Annotated in this window: 2 protein-coding genes and 1 pseudogene; all 3 read right to left on the reverse strand. The window is 74.6% G+C overall.

What is annotated here, in order from left to right; all coding sequences use genetic code 11:
• Positions 1-67: 67 nt before the first annotated feature.
• Entirely contained in the window at positions 68-3,844 is a 3,777-nt protein-coding gene (locus tag ACIBJC_RS04325) for an SDR family NAD(P)-dependent oxidoreductase (protein ID WP_399287522.1), read from the reverse strand.
• A complete protein-coding gene (locus ACIBJC_RS04330) occupies positions 3,841-13,569 on the reverse strand; it encodes a beta-ketoacyl synthase N-terminal-like domain-containing protein (protein ID WP_399287525.1) in 9,729 nt (3,242 codons plus the stop codon). Before ACIBJC_RS04330 ends, ACIBJC_RS04325 begins: the two co-directional genes overlap by 4 nt.
• Positions 13,566-24,614 (reverse strand): annotated as a pseudogene (locus ACIBJC_RS04335) (SDR family NAD(P)-dependent oxidoreductase); the annotation flags it as partial. The gene ACIBJC_RS04330 and the pseudogene ACIBJC_RS04335, both read right to left, overlap by 4 nt.
• Positions 24,615-24,713: the final 99 nt, after the last annotated feature.

Genomic DNA, 24,713 nt, shown 5'->3' on the forward strand with positions numbered 1-24,713 from the left:
TTGTCGCTTCGTTGCGTCGCTTGCGTGTGTGGCGTGTGTGGCGTGTGTGGCGTGTGTACGGTCCGGGTCAGTTCCGCGCGGTGAGGACCTTGCAGAAGCTGCGCACCGTCGGGTTCTCGATCAGCACGTCGCCCGGGAATCCGCCGAACTGGGCGCGGACCTGCGCCATCATCCGGACGGCGGCCAGCGAGTGGCCGCCCAGCTCGAAGAAGCTGTCGTTGGCCCCGATGCCGTCCACGCCGAGGATCTCGCTCCAGATCTCGGCGAGCGCGGCCTCCTCGTGGGACGCCGGGGGTTCGAAGGGGACCGGGAGGTCCGGCCGGGGGTAGCGGCTGCGGGGCGGCTCCGGCGCCGTACGGTCCAGCCGCGTCCACTGATCGAAGCGGCGCTCCAGGGGGCCCGTGGAGAGGGTGAGCTGGCGGACCCGGCCGGTGACGGAGAGGGCCCGTTCGAAGACCTCGCACCCTTCGGCGGCGTCGAGGAAGTAGTCCTTCATCGTGACGCCGAAGTCGCCGTGCGGGTCCTCCCCCAGGTTCCAGGTGTCCCAGTTGACGGGGAGCCACCGGCCTTCCGGTCCGCTGCCGAGCGTCCGGGCGTACGCGTCCATCGCGGCGTTGGCCGCGGCGTACGGTCCGTACGCGACGCCGCCGAGCACCGCGGCCAGTGAGGACATCGTCATTCTGAGCGGCGCCTCGTCCCGGCCGAGCAGGGCGTCCAGCACGCGCAGCCCGGTCACCTTGGAGCGGAAGTGCGTCTCGCAGACCGCCCGGCTCAGCCCGGGGGCGAAGCCGAAGTACTCCCGGCCCTGGGCGCCGGAGGCGTGGACGACGACGTCGATCGGGCCGAAGTGGTCCCTGGCCAGGTCCAGCACCTCGGCCATCCGGTCGCGGTCGGCCACGTCGGCGCCGGCCACCAGCACGGCCGCGCCGCGCTCCCGCAGCTCTCGTACCGTACGGATCCGGTCCGCGGTCCGGTCCGCGCCGGGGTGCTCAGCGAGCCAGGTGTCCCACCGGTCCTCGGGCGGCAGCGGTGTCCGCGCGGTGAGGACCAGGCGGCAGCCGTACGCGGCGGCGAGGTGCGCGGCGAGCGCGGAGCCGACCGTGCCCAGACCGCCGGTGATCAGGACGGTGGCGCCGCGCGGGATCACCGGGCGGTCCGCGGGGACCGGGCCGACCCGTACGGGGGCGAAGGAGCGGACCCAGCGGTCGGTGGAGCGCAGCGCCACCGGGTCCGTGGTGGTGTCGGCGGCGGCCTCGGCGAGGAGTTCACCGGCGAGCGCGTGGACGGAGCCGCGCGCGCGGGCGCAGCCGTCGGTGTCGAGGTCGACGAGCCGGCAGGTGAGGTCGCCGAACTCCTGGTTGATCACGGGTTGCAGTCCGGCCAGGGTGGCCTGCTGCGGCCGGCGCAGATCGCCGCCGGTGGCCTCGACGGCGCCGTCGGTGCAGAGCAGCAGGTCGACCTCGCCGGGCTGGGCGTCCTGGGAGAGGGCGCCGACGAGGGCGAGCACGGAGTAGAAGCCGAGCCGCTGGGCCTCGGCGAACGCCGCGTCGCCGCCGTCCCCGTCCCCTGCCGCGGCTCCGGGTCCGGCCCCGGTCCCGGCGGCCTCCAGGCTGAGGGTGTGCAGCACCCCGCGCGGGCGGCCGAGTGCGGTGAGCGCGGCGGCGAAGTCCTCCCGCGAGGCGGGGTCGATGTCGCGTACCCGCAGCCCCGCGATGTCGGTCGGCCTGCCGCCGGGCCGGTCCGCCGGACACAGCACGACGACCTCGGCCCCGAGGTCGGTGAGCCGGTGGGCGGCGGCGAGTCCGGGGCCGTCCCCGGCCACGACCCACCACGGGCCCTTCTCCCGCAGCCTTCCGGCGTCCGCGCCGCGCAGCAGGGGTACGGAGCGCCACACGGGGTGGGAGAACCAGTCGGCCATGTCGGCCAGCCGGCCCCCGACCAGTGCGGGGGCGCTCCCGGCGGCCGGGGCCGTGCCGCCCGGAGCGGCGGCCAGGCCGGGGAAACCGGCCGGGAGGTCCGCCGGGTCGAGGAAGTAGCGCTGCCGCTCGAAGGGGTAGGTGGGCAGCGGCACGCGCCGCCGCGGCCCGTTGTGCAGCGCCGTCCAGTCGATGTCGGCGCCGGTCAGCCACCGTTCGGCGGCCTCGTGCGGGTCGGCGGCCTTGTGGGTGACCCCGGCGGCGGTCACGGGTCCCGCGGTGACCCTCCGTGCCGGGTCGCCGAGGGCCCGTACGGCGTCCTCGGCGCCGTCGCAGACGACGGCCGTCCGGTGGGCGAACCCGGTGCGGCTGGCCTGGAGGGTGTACGCCACGTCTGCCAGGAGCCGGTCGTGCTCCAGGACGCGGTCGCGCTCCAGGACCCGGTCGTGCTCCAGGACCCCGCCGTCCACGGCCCGGTCGCCGTCCCCGGGGCGCCCCTCCCCCAGGGTGTCGCGCAGATGGTCGCGCAGGCGCCGTACGGCCGCGTCCAGAGCGGCCGGGGTACGGGCGGACAGCACCAGCAACTGCGGGCCCGGCGCGGCCTGTTCGGCCGGTCCGGCAGCTCGCTCGGGGGCTTCTTCGAGGACGACGTGGACATTGGTGCCTCCCGCTCCGAAGGAGTTCACGCCGGCCCGGCGCGGGTGTGCCGTACGCGGCCAGGGCCGGTCCTCGGTCAGGACGGTGAACCGGTCCCCCGCCGTGGCGAGGGCCGCGTTGGGGGTACGGAACCCCCGGGTGGCCGGCAGGACGCGGTGGTGCAGCGCCAGCGCCGCCTTCATCAGCCCGGCGACCCCGGAGGCCCGGTCCAGGTGCCCGATGTCCGGCTTGAGGGTCGACAGGACCCGGGGCGCGGCGGGCACGTCGGGGAACGCCCGGTCCATGGCGGCGAGTTCGATGGAGTCGCCGAGCCGGGTGCCCGTGGCGTGGCACTCGACGTAGCCGATGGTCCCGGGGTCGATGTCGGCCACGGCCAGTCCGTAACTGATCACGGCGCTCTGTCCTTCGACCCCGGGCGCGGAGTAACCGGCGCGTGCCGCGCCGTCGTTGTTGATCGCGCTGCCCAGCAGGACGGCCCAGACGTGGTCGCCGTCCCGGCGGGCGTCCGCGAGCCGTTTCAGCGCCACGACGCCGACGCCGTTGCCCATGACGGTGCCGCCCGCGTCGGCGTCGAGGCTGCGGACCACCCCGTCGGGCGAGGTGATCGAGCCCTCCTCGAACTGGTAGCCCGTGGGCAGCGGGTCGGGGATCGCGGCGCCGCCGGCCAGCGCGACGTCGCAGTCGTAGGTGAGCAGGGACTGCGCCGCCAGGTGCACCGCCACCAGGGAGGTGGAGCAGTTGGTCTGCACGCCCACGACCGGCCCGGTCAGGCCGAGTTTGTAGGCGACCAGCGCGCACAGCGAGTCGGCGGTGGTGCCCATGCCGTACTGCTCCAGGGTGATGGTGGCCATCACCTCGGGGCGGATCAGCACATGGCGCATGCCGTACTGGCTCGGGGCGACGCCGCCGAAGACACCGACCTGGCCGGGTACGGCGTTGGGCCGGTACCCGGCGCTCTCCAGCGCCTCCCAGGCGCACTCCAGGAACATCCGGTGCTGCGGATCGGCGACCTCCGCCTCGCGGGGGCTGTAGCCGAAGAACGCGGCGTCGAACAGTTCGGTGTCCGCGACGGGCGCGCCGCGCCGTACGTACCGGGGGTCGGCCTGCGCGGCGGGCGGCACCCGGGCGGCGGTCAGCTCCTCCTGGGTGATCTCGCGGATGCCGCCCGCGCCCCGGGTGAGGTTCGCCCACAGCGCGTCCGCGCTGGCCGCGCCGGGGAAGCGTCCGGCCATCCCGACGATGGCCAGCGCGGACTCGTTTTCCTCGCTCATGCGCCTTCCGCCTCCCGGTTCTTGGTACGGCGCAGGCTGCGCCTGCGCCGGTCGCTGCGGGCCTGGTCCTCGGCCGCGGTGTCCGTGGCGCCGTCGCCGGGCGTCTCGGCGGTGCGCGCGGCGAGCAGCCGCGCCAGCCGGGCGACGGTCGGCGCCTCGTAGAGGATGTGCGGCGCGAGTTCGTCGACGGCGAGGCGGCGCCGGATGCGCGCCATGACCTCCATGCCGATCAGGGAGGAGCCGCCGAGGTCGAAGAAGCTGTCGTCGGCGCCGATCTCGTTCAGCCCGAGCAGATCGCACCAGACGTCGGCGATCGCGCTCTCGACCTCCCCGGAGGGCGGCACGAACTCGGTGACCAGGTCGGGGCGCGGATGGCGGGTGCCCTCCTGCCGCTGGGCGCTCTTGCCGCCGCCGACGAGTTCGATGGTGAAGTGCCGGCTCATCCGCTCCATCTGGGAGAACTCCTGGCTGTTCACCACGACATAGGGCTGGTCCTGGGAGACCGCCCTGAGCAGGGCGCGCCAGCCGGCGTCGAAGCCGATGCCGAACTTCTGCCGGTTGGTACGGAAGAACTCCTGGATCTCCACGTCGTACCCGGCGAGTCCGGCCTCCCAGGCGTTCCACTGCCACTCGCCCCAGCCGATGGTCAGGGTCCTGCGGCCGTCGCCGCCGCCGTCGCCCGGGTGGGCGGCCTCCCCGTACGCGTCGAGGAAGGCGTTGGCGGCGCTGTAGTCGACCTGTCCCGGGCCGCCGCCGGTCGCGGAGGTGATGGAGGAGAACAGCACGAGGAAGTCCAGCGGTACGCCGTCGAGCGCGTGCTCCAGGGCGAGGGTGCCGCCGATCTTGGGCGCCATCACCTTGCGCATCTCGGCGGTGGTCTTGAACTGCATGAGTCCGATGCCGGGCAGTCCCGCGGCGTGCAGGACGCCGTGCAGGGCGCCGAACCGCTCCAGGGCGGTGGTGACGGCCCGTCCGGTGTCGGCGGGGTCGGCGACGTCACCGGTGACGACGGCCACCTCGGCGCCGTACTCCTCCAGTTGGCGGACGCCGGTGAGCCGGCGGCGCACCTCGTCGCTGACCGCCGGGTCGGCGAGCGCGGCCTCCCAGGTGTCGCGGGGCGGCAGCCCGGTCCGGCCGAACAGCACCAGTTTGGCGCGGCAGTCGCGGGCCAGGCGCTCCGCCATGGCGAGGCCGATGCCGCCGAGCCCGCCGGTGACGAGGTAGACGCCGCCCTCGCGCAGGGGCCCCGGCACCGGCCGGGCCGCCCCGGCGTCGCCGGGCTGCGGGGTGTGGTCGGGCAGGGTCTCGTAGTCGGGCAGCCAGCGCCTGCCGTTGCGCAGCGCCACGACGGGGTCGCCGTCGCCGTCGCCGAGTTCGGCGGCGATCTGCCAGGCCAGCCGCTCCGCGGTGGCGGGGTGCACGGGGTCGATGTCGATGAGCCGGCAGGAGACCTCCGGGTACTCCAGCGGGATGCCGCGTACGGGCCCGGTGACGGTGGTCAGTTCGGGGCGGATCCGTTCGGCGCCGGTCACCGAGCGGGTGCCGCAGGTGACCACGTCCAGCGACCACTTCTCGGCGCCGACGTCCCCGGCCCCGGTGGCGAGCGCGACGAGGGTGTCGGTGCCGCGCACCATCGCGGTCTCGACCTCCTCGGCGGACGGCGTGGTGCCTTCGGGGGCGGGCAGGGAGAGCGTCCACAGGTGGACGATCCGTTCGGGCAGTCCGCCGTCGTCCCTGAGCCGGCGCATCAGCTCGCGGATCCGCGGGCCGTCGCCGGGCCGTACCCGGTACGCGCCGTCCTCGTCGGGGCCTTCGAAGCCCTCGGCCCCGGTGGCGGGGCGTACCAGGACGACGCTGCCGCCCGCGTCGGTGAGGCGGCGGACCAGCGGCCCGCTCACCTCGTCGGCGGCGCCGGTGTCGGTGAGGATCAGCCAGCGGCCCAGCGGCAGCCGTCCGCCGCGCGGCGCGGTCTGCCGCCAGACCAGGGCGTGCAGCCACTCCTCCTCGGGGAGCAGCGGCAGCGGGGAGCGCCGTACGTCGTCCAGGTCGGTCACTTCGAGGACGGGCGCGGGGCCGCCGGCCGTCCTGGGCGCGGCCGGGGCCAGCCAGTACTCGGCGCGCTGGAAGGGGTAGGTGGGCAGCGGGATCCGGCGCGGCGCCCGGCCCCCCTGGTAGGCGGTCCAGTCGATGTCGGCGCCGGCGAGCCAGAGGCGGGCCACGGTCTCGGCGGCCACCAGGTCGTCGGGGCGGGGGTCGGCGGCGGCGGGCAGGGTCGGCACGATCAGCGGCCACCGGTCGCGCGAGCAGTCGGGGTGGACCCGGGCCATGGCGCCCAGGGACTGGCCGGGGCCGATCTCCAGGAGGACCGGGTCGGGGTCGGCGAGGAGCAGGGCCAGGCCGGCGGAGAACCGTACGGTCGAGCACATGTGGCGGGCCCAGTAGCCGGGGTCGGCGACCAGGTCGGCCGTGACGGGTGCGCCGGTGACATTGGACAGGTAGGGCAGTTCGGGGGCCCGGGGCCGCAGGTGGGCGGCGGCCCAGGCGGTGAGTTCGTCGCGTACCGGTTCGAGCATCCGGGTGTGGAAGGCGTGGGTGGTCGCGAGCTTCCGCCCGGGGACGTCGGCCGCGGCGAGCCGGGCGGCGAAGGCGTCGATGACGTCGCAGGGCCCGCCGACGACGGTCAGTTCGGGGCCGTTGATCACGGCGATGTCGATGCCCTGGCCGGCGAGGTCGCCGAACCGGGCGCCGAGCTGTTCCGGCGAGAGCGGCAGGGCCAGCATCGCCCCGGCGGGCAGCCGGGCGATGAGCCGGGCCCGGAAGGTGACCAGGCGCAGCGCGTCGGCCAGGGTGAGGACTCCGGCCAGGCAGGCTGCGACGTACTCCCCCAGGCTGTAGCCGAGCATCCTCGTGGGGCGTACGCCCCAGCTCATCAGCAGCCGGGCGAGGGCGTAGTCGGTGACGAACGCGGCGGGCTGGGCGATCTCGGTGCGGGCCAGCTCCGCCGCCGCGGCCTGCGCGTCCGCGTCGGGGGCGGGGCCCCGGCCGAGCATGGCCGACAGGGTGTCGCCGTCCCCGGCCGGCCGGTCGCGGCCGGTGGTGAGCAGGTGGACGAGGTCGACGCCGTCGCCGAGCGTGTCGCCCAGCAGTGCGGCGCACTCGTCGACGGCGGTACGGAACTCCGGTTCGCGCCGGTAGAGTTCGCCGATCATCCCGGGGTACTGCTCGCCCACTCCGGCGAGCAGGAAGTCCACCGGCCGGTCGAGCACGGCGTCGGTGCGCCGCATCATCCCCGCCACGGCTGCGGGGGTCTCCTCGTCGTCCGGGGCTGCGCGCAGGGCGTCCAGCGAGTCCGCGACGAGGATCCTGCGGTGCTCGAACCGTTCGCGTCCCGCCTGGAGGGTGTACGCCACGTCCAGCGGAGGTGTGGCGGGCTCCTCGCGCAGCCGGGCGCGGAGCCGGGCGACGGCCTCGTCGGCGGCCTTCTCGCTCCGCGCGGAGACGGGCAGGATCTCGTACCGCCGGTCGGGCCCCTCCCCGTCGGCGGCCTGTCGTGCGGCGGGCTGCTCGGGCGGCTCCTCCACGACGACATGGACGTTGGTGCCGCCCATGCCGAGGGAGTTGACGCCGGCGATACGGCGGCGGCCGTCCTCGACGTGCCAGGGTGTGAGCGCGGTGTTGACGAAGAAGGGGCTGTCCGGGAAGTCGATCTCGGGGTTGGGTTCCTCGAAGTTGAGGCTCGGCGGGATCTGGCGGTTCTTCAGCGAGAGGACGGTCTTGATCAGTCCGCTGGCCCCGGCCGCCGCGCCGAGGTGCCCGATGTTGGTCTTCACCGAGCCGATCGCGCAGTACTGCTTGCGGTCGGTGGCGCCGAACGCCCGGGTGAGCGCGGTGACTTCGATCGGGTCGCCGAGTTCGGTGGCGGTGCCGTGCGCCTCCACGTAGCTGACGTCCTCGGGGCCGACCCCGGCGGACGCCATCGCGTCGGAGACCACGGTGGCCTGTCCGACGACGCTGGGGGCGGTGTAACCGACCTTCAGGGAACCGTCGTTGTTGATGGCCGAGCCCCTGATGACCGCGTGCACCGTGTCCCCGTCGGCCAGCGCGGCGTCGAGCCGCTTGAGCAGCAGCACCCCGACGCCGTCGCCGAAGAGGGTGCCCTTGGCGCGGGCGTCGAAGGTACGGACGCGGCCGTCGGGCGACTCCATGCCGCCGGGGGTGTAGAGATGGCCGACCCGGTCGGGCACATGGATGCCGACGCCGCCCGACATGGCCATCTCGCACTCCCCGGCGCGCAGGCTCTGGCAGGCGAGGTGGGTGGCGACCAGGGCGGTGGAGCAGAAGGTCTGTACGGAGAGGCTGGGTCCGGTGAGCCCCAGTTTGTAGGAGACACCGGTGGCGAGGGAGTCCTTGTCGTTGCCGATGACCGTGGAGTAGAGGTCCGCCTCGCCCGCCGTGGCCAGGTTGGCGGCCTGGAGCATCAGATACGTACTGAGGTTGGACCCGGCGAACACACCGACCCGGCCCCGGCCGCGGGCCGCCCCGTAACCGCCGTGCTCCAGCGCCTCCCAGCAGCATTCGAGGAAGAGCCGGTGCTGCGGGTCGGCGAGCGCGGCGTCGCGCGGGCTGTAGCCGAAGAACCCCGCGTCGAAGGTGCGGATGTCGTCGAGCACCGGGCGCGCGGGGACGTAGTCGGGGTCACGGATCTGGTCCAGGGAGAGCCCGGCGGCGAGCAGTTCCTCCTCGGAGAACCGGGTGACGGACTCCAGGCCGTGGCTGAGGTTGTGCCAGAAGGCCCCGATGTCGGACGCCCCGGGGAAGCGGCCGGTCAGACCGATGACCGCGATGGGGACGGTGCCGGTCGGCGCCGCCTGCGGTACGTCGCCGCGCGCGGGCTCCCGTACCGCCACGGCCCGCGGCTTCGGTGCCGCGTTCGGTACGGCGGCGGGGCTCCCGTCGCCGCCCAGGCTGTCGATCTTCTGGATGAGGGCGTGCACGGTGGGCGCCTCGAACAGGGTGATCGGGGAGACCGCGACGCCGAACGCCTGCCGGATGCGCTTGACGAGCTGGAGCGCCATCAGCGAGGTGCCGCCGAGGTCGGAGAAGTTGTCGCGGGCCCCGACCCGGTCGATGCCCAGCAGGTCGGCCCAGAGTTCGGCCAGCCTGCGCTGGCGCTCGCCGCTCGGGGGCACGTACTGCTGGGCGAGTTCGGGCCGGGGGAAGCGCTCGCTGGAGAACCTGGCCGGGGCCGGCGCGGCGGGGGCGGCGGGCCGCTCCACCCACTGCACGAGGCGCGCGGGCAGGTCCCCGGCGCAGACCAGGGTGCGCGGCCGGGGCGCGGCCAGCACCCGGTCGACGGCGTCCAGCGCCTGGCGCTCGGTCAGCGAGTACTGCACGAGGGAGGCGCCGAACGACTGTCCGCCGAGGCCGGCCGCGGTGGACGGCCAGGTGTCCCAGTTGACGGCGAGCCAGCGGGTGGCGTCAGCGCGGTGGCGGTCGACGACGGCGTCCAGGAAGGAGTTGGCCGCCGTGTAGCTGGCGAAGCCGATCCCGCCGAGGACGGCGGACATCGAGGAGAACAGCAGGCAGAAGGCGGCGGGCACGTCCTGGAGCACCCGCTCCAGCGCCAGCGCGCCGTCGGTCTTCGCGTGGAAGTGCGCGTCGCGCTGCTCGGGGGCGAGCCCGGAGATCGGGCTCAGACTCTCGGCGTCGGTGACGGCGGCGAGATGGATCACGCCGTGCAGCGCGCCGTGACGGGCCACGACGGAGGAGACGACCTCGCGCAGGGCGCCCTCGTCGGTGGCGTCGGCGGCGACCGCCTCCACGGAGATCCCCTGTTCCGCGAGGCGCAGCAGTGCGGTGACGCGGGTGCGCAGGGCCGGTTCCGCGGTGTCGTCGGCGGCGACACGGTCCCACTCGGCGCGCGGCGGCAGGCCGCGCCGCCCGGTGAGCACGAGCTTCGCGCCGTAGGTACGTCCCAGGTGTTCGGCGAGGAGCAGGCCCACGGGGCCGAGTCCGCCGGTGATCAGGCAGACGTCGCCGGGCCCGGGCAGTACCGAGGTGTCACGGGGCTCGGCGGCTCCGTCCCCGGCCGGTACGGGCGCGGGCTCCGGGGCGGGTACGTAGTCGAGCGCCAGCCGGGTGCCGGCGCGCAGGGCGGCCACCCGGCCCTCGCCGCCGCCCGCCAACTCGGCGTACAGGGCGGTCGCCACGGCCGCCGGGGAGTCGACCGCGTCGCTCACGTCGACCGCGTCGGCCGCGTCGGCCGGCTCGGCTTCGGCGGAGAGGGTCACGTCCAGGGTGCGGACGTCGATCGCGGGGTACTCCTGCGGCGCGACCAGGCACGGGCCGAACGCGGTGGCGCGTTCGGGGGCCACCGGCGGGTCGTCGTCGCGGACGGCGCGCGCGGACTCGGTCGCGACCAGCAGGCAGAGCGGTCCTTCGGGACCGGCGTCGCCGAGTGTGGCGGTGAGCGCGCGCAGGCTGTCGAAGCCCCGTTCGCGGGCGCGCAGTCCGGTGGTGTCCTGGGCGGCGCCGCTGTCGAGCCCCCAGAGGTGGACGACCGCGCTCGGCGCTCCGGCGCTCTCCAACAGGGCCTGGTAGTCGTCCTGTTCGCCGGGGCGCACCGTACGGCCCCCGGCCGGGGCCGGTCCGCCGTCCGGGTGTACGAGCACGGTCTCCCGGCCGTCGGCCGTGAGCCGGGCGGCGAGCGCGTCGGCGACGCCTCGGTCGTCGGCGAAGATCCAGACGGGGGCGCCGGACGGGGCGGGGCCCGCCGGGGAGGCGGGCAGCGGACGCGCGGTCCAGCGCGGGACGAACAGCCCCTGTGCGGTGAGCGGGTCCGACGCGTCCGACGGCGCGGTCACGGGGGCCGCCGCCACGGGGGCCGCGGTGACGGTCACGGGGGCGGGTGTGGCCGCGTCGATCCAGTAACGCTCGTGCTGGAAGGGGTAGTCGGGCACGGAGACCTTACGGGGGCTCCTGCCCTCGTGGTACGCCTGCCAGTCGACCTCGACGCCCGTCAGCCACATCCGCGCGAGCGACCCGGCCAGCACCTCCTCGTCGCTCGACGGATCGGCCTGGGCGGGCAGTGTGGGCAGCAGCAGCGGCCAGCGGTCGGGGGTGCAGCCGGGGTGGTTGCGGGCCATCGCGCCGAGGGACTGCCCCGGGCCCAGCTCCAGCAGGATGTCCTCGCCCTGGGCGAAGGTGTGCGTGAGCATGTCCGAGAACCGCACGGTGCGGCACATGTGTTCGGCCCAGTAGCCCGGGTCGCTGAGCTGCTGCTCGGTGACGGGCGCGCCGGTCACATTGGAGAGGTACGGGATCCGCGGGGCCCGCGGCTTCAGTTCGGCGCGGGCCCACGCGGTGAGGGCGGGCGCGGCGGGGCGGAGCATCGCGGAGTGGAACGCGTGCGTGGTACGGAGGCCACGGCTGGGTACGTCGGCGGCGGCGAGCCGTTCGGACAGCTCGGCCACGGCGTCGGCGGGCCCGGAGAGCACGGTGAAGCCGGGCCCGTTGACGGCCGCGACATCCACCCCGGTCCCCGCCAACGGGCCTATCTTGTCGGCGAGTTCGGCGACGGAGAGCGGCACGGCGGTCATGGCCCCGGCGGGCAGCTCGGCGATGAGCTGGGCGCGGTGGGCCGTCAGCGCGGTCGCCTCGGGCAGGGTGAGGGCGCCGGCCAGGCAGGCGGCGGCGAACTCCCCGACGCTGTAGCCGAGCAGCAGCCGGGGCCGGATGCCCCAGGACATCAGGAGCGTGCCGAGCGCGTAGTCGGCGGCGAACATGGCGGGCTGGATGATCTCGGTGGCGACGGGTTCGGCGGAATCGGCCGACGGTGTTCCCGTACGGCCGAGGAGCCCCGCCAGGTCGGGGGCGCCGGAGCGGCGCTCCGCGAGGAAGGTCTCCACCGGGTTGACGCCGAGCCGCTCACGGAAGAGGTCGGCGCAGGCGTCGATCGCCGTACGGAAGACGGGTTCCGAGCGGTAGAGGCCGCCGACCATGCCCTGGTAGTGCTCACCGACCCCGGCGAGCAGGAAGCCGACCGGCCTGCGGGTGACGGCGTCGTGGCGGGCGAGGACGCGGTGGTCGGCGTCCTCGCCGAGGGCGCGCAACGCGTCGGCGACGGCTCCCCCGTCCGTACCGGCGGCGCCGGAGGACGTGACCAGCGCGCGGCGGTGGTCGAAGACGGCCCGGCCGGTCTGGAGGGTGTAGGCGGCATCGGCGACGCCCCGCTCCCCGGTGGCGTCCGGCTCCCAGGCGCGGCCCTCGCCCTGCTCGGCGAGGAGGTCGCGCAGGTGTCCCGTCGTCTCGTCGGCCGCGTCCGCCGTACGCGCGGACCACACCAGTACCTGGTGGTCGCGCGGGGCGGGGCGGGGGTCCCGCGCGGGTGCGGCGGTCTCCTCCAGGACGACATGGGCGTTGGTGCCGCCCATCCCGAAGGCGCTGACCCCGGCGCGGCGGGGCCGTTCGCCCCGGGGCCAGGCCCGCAGGTCGGTCACGACCTCCAGGCGGCCCGCGGAGCGTTCGAGCTGGGGGTTGGGCCGGTCGAAGTGGAGGGTGGGCGGGATCTCCTCGTGGTGCAGGGCCAGGGCGGTCTTCATCAGACCGGTGACCCCGGCGGCCCGGTCGAGATGGCCGAGGTTGGTCTTCACCGAGCCGATCGCGCAGCGGGTGACGCCGTCGACGTCGTAGACGCGCTGGAGTGCGGCGATCTCGATGGCGTCGCCGAGGCCGGTGCCGGTGCCGTGGGCCTCCACGTAGTCGATGTCGGGCGCGGTCAGCCCGGCGCTGGCCAGGGCCTCCGCCATCACGCCGGACTGGCCCCGTACACCAGGGGCGGTGAACCCGGCCCGGTTGGCGCCGTCGTTGGTGACCGCCCAGCCCCGGATCACCGCGTAGACGCGGTCCCCGTCGGCGAGCGCGTCCTCCAGCCTGCGCAGGGCGACGACCCCGACACCGCTGCCGACCGGGGTGCCCTGGGCGGCGGCGTCGAAGGCCCGGCACCGGCCGTCCGGGGAGGACATCCCGGCTTCCTGGTAGAGGTAGCCCACCCGGTGGGGCACGAGGACGGAGACCCCGCCGGCCAGCATCATGTCGGCCTCGCCGCTGACCAGCGCGGAGCAGGCCAGCGACACGGCGACCAGGGAGGTGGAGCAGTAGCTCTGGACGCTGTAGCAGGGCCCGGTGAGGTCGAAGGCGTACGCCGCCCGCGTGGCCAGGGAGTCCTTGTCGTTGCCGAGGCCGATCTGCACCTCGCCGACCGACTCGGCGAGGTCGGGCCGGGTGGACAGGTTGTTCATCATGTACCAGCTGATGCCGGTCCCGGCGACCACGCCGATGGATCCGGCGAAGCGCGCGGGGTCGGTGCCCGCGTCCTCCAGGGTGTGCCAGGCGGTCTCCAGGAACAGCCGCTGCTGCGGGTCGAGGAGCTGGGCCTCCTTGGGGGTGTGGCCGAAGAAGCCCGCGTCGAACAGGTCGATGCCGTCGAGCACCGATCCCGCCCGTACGTACGCCGGGTCGGCGAGCAGTTCCTCGGACACGCCCTCGGCCCGCAGCTCCTCCTCGGTGAAGCGGGTGATGGTGTCCTTGCCCGCCCGGATGTTGTGCCACAGTTGCCGGACGCCGTCGGCGCCGGGGAACCGTCCCGCCATGCCGACCAGGGCGATGTCCGTGCCCTCGGCGCCGCTCTGCGGGTCGTCCTCGCTCGTCTGCCAGTCCACCGTCACTTGCCTGTCCTCCTGCGCTTGATGGTCGAGGCACCGGCCTGGGCCCTGCGCCGCTGTCCACGTGCCGCACTGCCGTCCTCCCGGCCCGGTGCGGGGGATGCGGGCCCGGCGCCGTCGGTGTCACCGCTTGAGCTGCCCCCGCTGCCCACTCCGGGGCCGGCCGTACCGGAGCCGGCCGTATCCGAACTGCTGCCGCCGAGGGTGTCGAGCAGCTCCGCGAGCTGGGCGACGGTGGGATGTTCGAACAGGCTCGCCGCGGCCAGCTCGACCCCGAACTCGGCGGCCAGCCGGTTCACCAGGGCCAGCCCGACGAGCGAGGTGCCGCCCAGCTCGAAGAAGGGGTCGTGCACCCCGACGCGCTCCATGCCGAGCAGTTCCCGCCAGGTGTCGGCGACCCCGCGTTCGGTCCCGGTGCGCGGGGCGATGTACGAGACCCGCAGATCGGGCCGGGGATAGCGGCGTTCGGGCGCGGTCGCCCCCGAACCCGTGCCGGTGGCGGATCCCTTGCCGTTCCCCGACAGCGCGTCCGGGTCGGAGAGCATCCGCATGGCGTCGACGAGGTCGTCCAGCGGCTGGTTGAGCGCGTAGAGATGGGAGGGCCCCGCCGCGATGATCCGGCCGAGCGCCGCGGTCCCCTCCTCGTCGGTGAAGCCGTACTCCTCCCGGATCCGGCGCGCGCGGTCCCGCAGCGCGGGGGCCGCCGCGTACGCCTTGGTCTGCCAACTGTCGTGCTGCCAGGCGCCCCAGCCGACGGAGACGACACGGTTCGCCACCGTCCCCGCCCCGTCCTCGGCCGCGGCGAAGGCGTCGAGGAAGGCGTTGGCCGCGCCGTAGTCGCCCTCACCGTGCCCGCCGACCGCGGTGACGGTGGAGGAGTACAGCACGAGCAGCTCGGGCGGCGCCTCCCGCAACGCGTCGGCGACGGCGAGCGTCCCGGCGATCTTGGGGGCCAGCACGGCGGCGGCCTGCTCCCTGGTCTTGTACTGGAGCAGTCCCTCGCCCGGTACGCCCGCGGTGTGGATCACCCCGTACACCTCGCCGAAGTGCTCGCGTACGGTACGGAACGCCTCGGCGGCCTCGTCGGGTCGGCTGATGTCCGCCGAGACGGGCAGCACCTCGGCGCCGGCCGCGCGGAGCTGTCGGATCGCGAGGAGTACGGCGCTGATCCGGTCGTCGGCGCGGTGGCTGCTGATCCACCAGTCCCACAGGGCGGGTTCGGGCAGTTCGGTCCTGCCGATCAGGGCGAGCCTGGCGCCCATCGGGGCGAGCCTGCGGGCCAGCGCCATGCCGAGGCCGCCGACGCCGCCGGTGATCGCGTACACACCGTCGGGCCGCCAGACCTGGTCGTCCAAGACGGCGGGCAGCCCCACCTCTTCGAGGCCCGGGAGCCAGCGCCGCCCACGCCGCCAGGCGCTCGGGGAGGTGTCGGAGGTGGTACCGAATCCGGCTGCGTTTCCGCTTCCGCTTCCGGCTCCGTTTCCGTTTCCGTTTCCGGCTCCGTTCCCGGCTCCGGCTCCGGTGAACAGGCTGAACTCGCGCAGGAGTTGTCCGGCGGCCTGGTCCAAGGCCGCCTCCGGATCCAGGTCGACGCAGCGGGTGCGGATCCGCGGGTACTCCACGCCGATGGAGCGGGCGAGGCCGACGACCGGGGCGGACAGCGGGTGCACCCGCTCGCCGCCGAGGACGTCGAAGGTTCCGGAGAGCGCGACGACGAGTTCGACGTCCCGGCCCGGCAGGACCCGGCCGATCGCCTGGATCAGCCACAGCACGCTGTAGAAGCCGCGGTCCAGGGCGCGTTCGAGCCCTTCGGTCCCCTCGGAGTCGTGGGAGTGGTGGGAGTCGTGGGAGTCGTGGCCGAAGGCGTGCACGATGCGCAGCGGGCCGGTCGGGGCGGGGGTACCGCCGGTGTTCAGCTCCGTCAGCAGCCGCTCGTACTCCTCGGGGTTCCCGGGGTCGATCGTGGTGCCCTCCCCGGTCCGCGGGGAGCCGTCACCGGCCTCGACGAACACGACCTCGTCCCCGTCCGCGGCGGCCTGTTCGGCCACCTGGCGGCCGAGTCCGGCCCGGTCGGCGAGGACCAGTACGGTCGCGGGCGCCGTCGTCCCCGGCGTGGGGGGCAGGGCGTCCTGCCGGCGCCAGGCCGAGGCGAGGAAGCGGGTGCCCCGGGCGTCGGCCGCTGGCGCCCCGCCGTTCGCCGGTACGGTTCCGGCCGTGGCGGCGGGCCGCGCGGCGGGCATCGGCCAGTAGCGGGCCCGCTGGAACCGGTACCCCGGCAGCCGCAGCAGTTCGCGCCGTACGGGGTGGCCTGCGGCCCAGTCGACGGTGACGCCCAGCTCCCACAGCCGGCCGATCCCGGCCAGCCACGTCGTACGGTCGGCGTCGCCGCCGGGCGCGGGCAGCAGCCGTACGGTCGCCGGGGGCGCGGGGGCCTCGGCCGCGCCGTCGGTGGGCGCGGGCTCCGCCGGGAACGCTGTCGCGTCCAGGGTGGTGGCCCAGCCCGCCTCCACCAGCACACTGGCGTACTGCGCGAGGCCGTGCGGGCCGGCGGCGTCCGCGACCGGGCGTCCCGGCCGGGCGGCCCAGTACGCGGGGTCGGCGCACTCCCGCGGTGTGAGCGGCCGGCCGGTCTCGGCGGAGAACAGGCTGACGCGGGGCTCGTGGACGGTCACCGACGCGGCGCGCGCCGGGTCCAGGGCCAGGCTCATCGCGTCCGGCAGATCGAACACCCCGGCCGCGCAGGCCGCCACGTACGCGCCGACGCCGTGGCCCAGGATGACGGCGGGCCGTACTCCGTACGCCTCCAGCAGCCGCACGAGCGCGTACTGCACGGTGAACGCGGACAGGGTGGAGACGGCCGTCGCCTCCCCGTCCCGTACCGGCCGGCGGTGTGGGTCGCGCAGACCGGACAGGTCGGTGTCGAACCGCTCGGCGGCCAGCTCGGCGCACGCGTCGACCGCCGCCCGGAACGCCGGCTCCGTACCGTAGAGCCCGCCGGTGGCGCCGGACGGCGCCTCGTCGCCCGGCAGCAGCAGGCCGATGCGGTGCTTACGGGCCGGCGATACGGTTCCGTCGGCGCCGCCGGGGTCGCGCAGCCGCTCGATCGCGTCCGGGAGGTCCCGGCAGAGCAGCGCCCTGCGGACCGGGAAGGCCGTGCGTCCGGTCTGGGTGGTGAACGCCACGTCGGCCAGGGCCAGTTCGGGTTCCCGCTCCAGATGGGCGGCGAGGGCGGTGGCGGCCTCGCGCAGACTCGCGGCGTTGGTCGCGGAGAGGGTGACGAGGTGGCGCGGTTCGGTCCCGGTGGCGGTTCCGGTGGGTTCCTGGGTCAAGGGCGCCGGCTCCTGGACCGGTGGCGCCTCCTCGACCACCAGGTGGATGTTGGTGCCGGACCAGCCGAAGGAGCTGACCCCGGCGCGGCGCGGGGCGCCGGGCGCGGCGGGGAACGGCTGCCGGAACTGCGCCGGGCGCACGGGGCCGTCCAGGGACACGTCGGCGTTGGGCCGCTCCAGGTGCAGATTGGCGGGGAGTTCGCCGCCGCGCAGCGCGAGCACCGACTTGATCAGGCCGGCCATTCCGGCGGTCGTCAGCAGATGCCCGACATGGGTCTTGACCGCGCCGATCAGCAGCGGGTGGTCCACCTTGCGGTCGCCGAAGACCTCCTGGAGGGCGCTGAACTCGATGGCGTCGCCCAGGCTCGTACCGGAGCCGTGCGCCTCGACGAAGCCGATGTCGTCGGGGCGCAGGCCCGCGTCGGAGAGCGCGGCGCGCACCACGGCCGCCTGGGCGGGCCTGCTGGGGGCGGTCAGCCCGTTGCTCCGCCCGTCCTGGGTCATGGCGGATCCCCGGATCACGGCGTGGGCGGGGCGGTGCTCCGCCTCGGCGTCCTCGGCGCGTTGCAGGACGATGGCGGCGCTGCCCTCGCCCGCCACGAAGCCGTCGGCGGCCTCGTCGAAGGTTTTGCAGCGGCCGTCCGCGGCGAGCATGCTCATCTTGCACGCCTGGACGAGGGCGCTCGGGTCGATGAGCGCGGAGGCCGCGGCGATGATCGCCAGGTCGCACTCGCCGCGCCGCAGGCTCTGGACGGCGAGATGTGTGGCGGTGAGCGCCGAGGAGCACGCGGTGTCCACGGTCATGCTCGGGCCGCGCAGGTCCAGGTGGTACGCGATCCGGCCCGCGGCGGCGCTGGAGGACAGGCCGAGGAAGAAGCTCGGGTCGTCGAAGCAGGCCAGGCCCTCCGTCTCCACCTGCCGCCGCGAGTACTGGCTGGAGTCGCTCAGCCCGAGGAAGACCCCGGTCCTGCTGCCGCGCAGCCGCTCCGCCGGGATCCCGGCGTCCTCCATGGCGGTCCACACCATCTCCAGGAGCAGCCGGTGCTGGGGGTCGAGCCGGTACGCCTCCTGCGGGGTGCAGCCGAAGAACTCGGCGTCCCAGTCGGCGAGATCGGGGACGAAGGACGCCTTCCTGGTGTACGCCTTGCCCGGCACGCCCTTGCGGGGGTGGTAGTAGGCGTCCATGTCCCAGCGGTCCGGGGGCACTTCGGAGGCGGCGTCCACGCCGTCGAGCAGGTTCTGCCAGAACAGCTCCGGGTCGGCGGCGCCGCCGGGGAAGCGGCACCCCATGCCGACGATGGCGATCGGCGCGTCGGACGCGACCGGGACGGCGGGCGCCGCCCGGCCCCCGGCGGGCAGTGCCACGACGCCGGCCGATCCGGTCGCCCCCCGCGTGGTCGGCTCCGGCGGTCCCGTCAACTCGGCCAGACCGTCGACGAGTTCGTTCTGCAGGTGGTGGGCGAGGGCGAGCGGGGTGGGGTGGTCGAAGGTGAGTGTGGCGGGCAGCCGGAGCCCGGTGGACCGGGAGAGCCGGTTACGCAGCTCGACGGCGGTCAGGGAGTCGAAGCCCAGTGCCGTGAACTCCTTGCTCACGTCCAGCACGGCGGAGGGCGCGTGCCCGAGCACCGTGGAGACCTGGCGCGCCACCAGGTCCACCAGATGGCGGTCCTGTTCGGCGGCGGACAGGGCGGCGAGGCTCCGGCGCAGCCCTTCGGCACCGTCGTCGCCGTCCCGCTCGGCGCCGCCGAGCGCGGTACGCCGGCCGGTGGCCGTGGCGGGCGCCAGGGCGCTGAGCAGTGGGGGCAGCGGGCCGGAGCGGGCGAGGCGGGTCAGGTCGAGTTTCACCGGCACACTCAGCGGCAGGTTGTGCGCCAGCGCAGCGTCGAACAGCGCCAGTCCCTCGTCCGGGCTCATCGGCGCCACACCGCCGCGCGCGAACCGTTCCCGGTCGGCCTGGCCGAGCCCGCTGGTCTGCCCCTTGCCCTGGCCCCACCAGCCCCAGGCCAGCGAGGCGCCGGGCAGCCCGGCGGCCCTGCGCGCGGCCACCAGGGCGTCGACGGCCGCGTTGGCCGCCGCGTAGTTGCCCTGCCCCGGGCTGCCGAGCACGCCGGCCGCCGAGGAGAACACCACGAAGAGGCTCAGGTCCGCGCCGCGGGTCAGCTCGTCGAAGTGGCGTACGGCGTCCACCTTCGGGGCGAAGGCCCGCCGTATCCGCTCGGGGTCGAGCGCCGGGATCACCCCGTCGTCCAGGGTGGCGGCGCAGTGCACGACGCCGGTCAGCGGACGGTCTGCCGGGATCCCCGCCAGCAGCTCCGCCACCGCCTGACGGTCCGTCACATCGCAGGCCACCACGTCGACCTCGGCGCCGATCTTCTCCAGTTCGGCTCGCAACTCGGCCGCGCCTTCGGCCTGTTGGCCGCTCCGGCTGACGAGCACCACGCGCCGTACGCCGTAGCGCGACACGAGGTGGCGGGCCACGAGCCCGCCCAGATCGCCGGTGCCGCCGGTCACGACGACCGAACCGGCCGGGTCGGGCGCGCGATCCACGGTGAGGACGATCTTCCCGGTGTGCCGGGCCTGCGCCATGAGCCGGAACGCCTCGGGCGCCTGCCGTACGTCGAAGAGCGTGGTCGGCAGCGGGGACAGCGCCCCGCGCTCGAACAGCTCCATCACCTCGGCGAGCATCTCGGCGACCCGGTCGAGCCCGGCGTCCAGACCGTCGTACGCCTGGTAGCCGACATCGGTGCGTACCGCGGCGACCTGCTCGGGGTCGCGGATGTCGGTCTTGCCCATCTCCAGGAACCGTCCGCCCGGGGCGAGCAGCCGCAGTGAGGCGTCCACGTACTCCGCGGCGAGGGAGTTGAGCACCACGTCCACGCCCCGGCCGCCGGTCGCGGTACGGAAGGTCTCCTCGAACTCCAGGGTCCGGGAGTTCGCGATACGGTCAGGGGAGATGCCCAGCCCTTCCACGACGGCCCACTTGGGCGGGCTCGCGGTGGCGAACACCTCAGCGCCGATGTGGCGGGCGAGCTGGATCGCGGCCATGCCCACACCACCGGACGCGGCGTGCACGAGCAGGGTCTCCCCCTCCCGCAGCCGCGCCAGCCGGTTCAGTCCGTAGTAGGCGGTCAGGAACACCACGGGGACCGTCGCGGCCTGCGCGAAGGACCAGGCGTCGGGTATCCGCACCCAGCCGCGCCGGTCGCTCACCACCACCGAGGCGAAGGAGCCGAGGGCGAGCCCCGTGACCCGGTCGCCGGGCGCCAGATCCGTGACCTCCGCCCCGACGTCGAGCACCACACCGGCGGCCTCGGTGCCCAGCAGGCCCACATCGCCGCCGATCATGCCCAGTCCGGCGACCACGTCACGGAAGTTGAGCCCGGCGGCGCGGACCGCGACCCGGATCCGGCCGGGCGCGAGCTCCTGCCGGACGTCGTCGGCGGGCAGCCACTCCATGTTCTCGGCCGAGCCGGCCGCCCGCATCCCGATCCGTACCGCGTCCGGGGCGCCGGTGTGTCCGGCTGCCGGTTCCGGTACGGCGAGCCGCTGGGGCGGGAGGGGCAGCGGAACCCCGGCCCCGCCGCTCGTCATCCGGACGAGGCGGGGAGCCCGTAACCCGTCCTGGCTCAGGGAGAGTTGCGGTTCGCCGGTGGCCAGTGCACCGGCCAGCAGGGGTACGGTCGGCCCGGCGCCCGGCGTCACGTCCAGCAGGACGATCCGGCCCGGGTTCTCCGCCTGCGCGGAGCGCACCAGGCCCCACACAGCGGCGGCCCCGGCGTCGACGGGCTCGCCGGATGACACACCGACGGCTCCTGAGGTCACCACCACGAGCCGGGAGTCGGCGCACGCCTCGTCGGCCAGCCACCGCTGAAGGGTGTCCAGGGCCTGGCAGGTCACGGCCCGTACGGAGTCGATCTCAGGTACGGAGCCGATGTCAGGTACGGAGCCGGTGTCGTCCCGGGTCGCGCGGGGGGCCGACCACACCACCACGGTCGGCGGTGCCGCGTCAACGGATCCGGTGGGTGCGCCAGGTTCGGTCAGTGACCGGCAGGGCGGCAGGGCCAGGCCGTAGGTGTCCTCGCCCGCCACCGTCCAGTTCTCGTCCGGGGCGGGGGCGGCCGGTTCCGCGGTCAGCGGGGCCCAGTCCAGCCGGAACAGGTCGTCCGTGCGGACCGGGGGCGTCAGTCCGCCCTCCGGCAGCGGTCGCAGGGTCAGCGAGTCCACCGTGAGCACCGCGCCGCCGGCCGCGTCGGTGACATCCAGCCGCATCGCGCCCGGCTCGGCGGCGGTGATCCTGACCCGTACCCGGGAAGCGCCCTCCGCGTGCAGCCGTACCCCCGACCACACGAACGGCATCCACGGCACCCCGGACTCGATGCCCGGCACGGCGCCGCTGAGCACCACGGCGTGCAGTACGGCATCGAGCAGCGCCGGGTGCACACCGAACCCACCGACATCCGCCTGGCCCTCCTCGGGGAGCCCGACCTCCGAGAACGTCTCGTCGCCCCGCCGCCACACCGCCTCCAGGCCGCGGAACACCGTGCCGTACTCCAGACCACGGGCCGCGAAACCCTCGTACACCTCGCCCACCGGTACGGGTTCCGCGCCCGGCGGCGGCCATGCCGTCGTCTCCCGCGGGGCGGGCCCGGGGCCGTCCCCGGCGTTCGCCAGCAGCCCGGTGGCATGGCAGACCCAGGCGCCGTCGCCGTCCTCGGCCCGCGCGTGGACCGTGACGGCACGGCGGCCGGAGCCGTCGGCCTCGTCGACCACGATCCGCACCACGGCCGCGCCGGTCCCGGTCAGTACGAGCGGCACCTGGATGACCAACTCCGCCAGGTCCGGGCAACCGGCCTCGTCACCGGCCCGGATCGCCATCTCCACCAGCGCCGCCCCCGGCACCACCACCTGCCCCAGCACCCGGTGCCCGGTCAGCCAGGGCTGATCCCGCACCGACAGCCGGCCGCTCACCACCACCCCACCGGAGTCCGGCAGTTCCACCACGGCGCCCAGCAGGCAGTGGCCGCCCATCGAGGTCAGCCCGTACGTCCCGACATCACCGGCGGTGTCCGCACCGGTCATCCAGTACCGTTCGCGCTGGAAGGCGTACGTCGGCAGCTCGACCGGCCGCAGACCACGCCCCGCGAACACCGAGCCCCACTCCACCCGCACACCGCACACCGACAGATGCCCCGCCGACAGCAGGAAGCGGCCCAGACCGCCCTCACCCCGGCGCAGTGTGCCACCGGCCACCGCACCGGAACCGACCGACGCCGCGATGTCCTCCACGCTCGCCGTGATCACCGGATGCGGACTGACCTCGACGAACGCGTCGAAGCCCCGCTCCATCAACGACCGCACCACCGGCTCGAACCGCACCGGCTCCCGCAGATTCCGATACCAGTACCCCGCGTCCAGCTCACCACCATCGACCAGCCCACCCGTCACCGTCGAAAAGAACGGCACCCCACCCGAACGCGGTGCGACGGACGCGAGAACGTCCCGTACCTCGTCCTCCAGGAACTCCACATGGGCGGAGTGGGAGGGCACGGACGACGCGATCCTGCGGGCCCGTACCGACTCCTCCGCGCAGAGGCCCAGCAGTTCGTCCAGGGCGTCCGTATCGCCCGCGATCACCACGGCGGAGGGGCCGTTGACGGCCGCCACGGTCAGCCGGTCGCCCCAGCGCGCGAGCCGTTTCTCCGCCTCCGCGGCAGGCAGCGCGAGTGACACCAATGCGCCGCGGCCCACGAGCCGCAGGAGCAGCCGGCTCCGCAGGGCGACGACGGTCGCCGCGTCCTCCAGGGAGAGCGCCCCCGCGACGCAGGCCGCGACGATCTCGCCCTGGGAGTGGCCCACCACCGCCTCGGGCTCCACACCCATCGAGCGCCACAGGGCCGCCAGCGAGACCATCACCGAGAACAACACGGGTTGCACGACGTCGAGTTCGGTGAGGTCGGGGGCGTTCTCCCCGCCGCGCAGCGCGTCCCGTACGGACCAGCCCACCAGGGGGCGCAGGACCTCTTCGCACTCCAGCAGCCGGTCGCGGAAGACCTCGGAGGACTCCATCAGCTCCTGTGCCATGCCCTCCCACTGGGAGCCCTGGCCGGGGAAGACGAACACCACCCGGCCGCCATCGGCCACCACCGGTGACCCCTCGGCGGTCACCACACCGGCGGCCGGCTCGCCGCGCCCCACGGCGGCCAGGCCCGTCAGCAGCTCCTCGCGGTCGGCCCCCACCACCACCGCACGGTGGTCAAGCCGCGCACGCCCCACCGCCAGCGACAGACCCACCTCGCCGGCCGTCACCTCCGGCCGCTCCCGCACCGACCGCTCCAGCCGCTCCGCCTGCGCCCGCAACCCCGCCGCCGAACCGCCCGACACCACCCACGGCACCGGGCCCGCATCCCCGGCAGCGGCCTCCGGTTGAGCCTTCGCCGGTGCCTGCTCGACCACCACATGTGCGTTCGTCCCGCTCACACCGAACGACGACACCGCCGCACGCCGCGGCCGGTCCACCACCGGCCACTCCCGCTCCTCCGTCGCGAGCGCCACCGCACCCGCCGACCAGTCCACATGGGTCGACGGCGAGTCGATGTGGAGGGTGCGCGGGACGATGCCGTGGCGCATCGCGAGCACCATCTTGATGACGCCCGCCACCCCGGCCGCCGCCTGCGTATGACCGATGTTCGACTTCACCGAGCCGAGCCACAGCGGCCGGTCCTCGGGCCGGTCCAGGCCGTACGTGGCGAGCAGGGCCTGCGCCTCGATCGGGTCCCCCAGCGTGGTGCCCGTACCGTGCGCCTCCACCACATCGATGTCGGCCGACGCCAGCCGCGCGTTCGCCAGCGCCTGGCGGATCACCCGTTGCTGGGAGGGGCCGTTGGGCGCGGTCAGCCCGTTGGACGCGCCGTCCTGATTCACCGCACTGCCCCGGACCAGCGCCAGCACCTCGTGCCCGTTGCGCTCCGCGTCGGACAGCCGCTCCAGCAGAACCAGCCCCACACCCTCGGAGAAATTCGTTCCGTCGGCGGAGTCGGCGAACGACTTGCACCGGCCGTCGCGCGCCAGACCGCGCTGCCGGCTGAAGTCCACGAACATGCTCGGGGTGGCCATGACGGAGGCGCCCCCGGCGAGCGCCATCGAGCACTCCCCCGCGCGCAGCGACTGGCACGCGAGGTGCATCGCCACCAGGGAGGACGAGCACGCCGTGTCGATCGTCACGGCGGGGCCCTCAAGGCCGAAGACGTAGGAGATACGGCCCGAGGCGACGCCACCGGCGCTTCCGGTGCCCTGGTAGCCGTCCATGGCTTCCAGCGCCGCGTTGGACCAGGAGCTGTAGTCGTGCTGGATGACTCCGGCGAACACACCGGTGCGGCTTCCGCGGATCGACTCCGGTGCTATTCCCGCCCGTTCGAAGGTCTCCCAGGCGGATTCGAGCAGCAGTCGCTGCTGGGGATCCATCGACTGGGCCTCGCGGGGGTTGATTCCGAACAGTCCGGCGTCGAACTCGTCCGCGTCGTAGAGGAATCCGCCGTTGAGCGAGTAGGTCTTGCCCGCCGCGTCGGGGTCGGGGTCGTACAGCCCCTCGACGTCCCATCCGCGGTTCTCGGGGAACGGCGCGATCGCGTCCCGCCCCTCGGCCACCAGCCGCCACAGATCCTCCGGCGAGTCCACCCCGTCCGGGAAACGGCACGCCATTCCGACGATCGCGATCGGCTCCGCGTTCTTCTCGTCCTGGTCGCGCAGTTGGAGCCGGGCGTTCTGGAGCTCACCGCTCACCCGTGCGAGATAGTCGCGGAGTTTGGCGTTCTCATCCAT

The organism is Streptomyces sp. NPDC050509 (genome assembly GCF_044457965.1).
GTDB lineage: Bacteria > Actinomycetota > Actinomycetes > Streptomycetales > Streptomycetaceae > Streptomyces.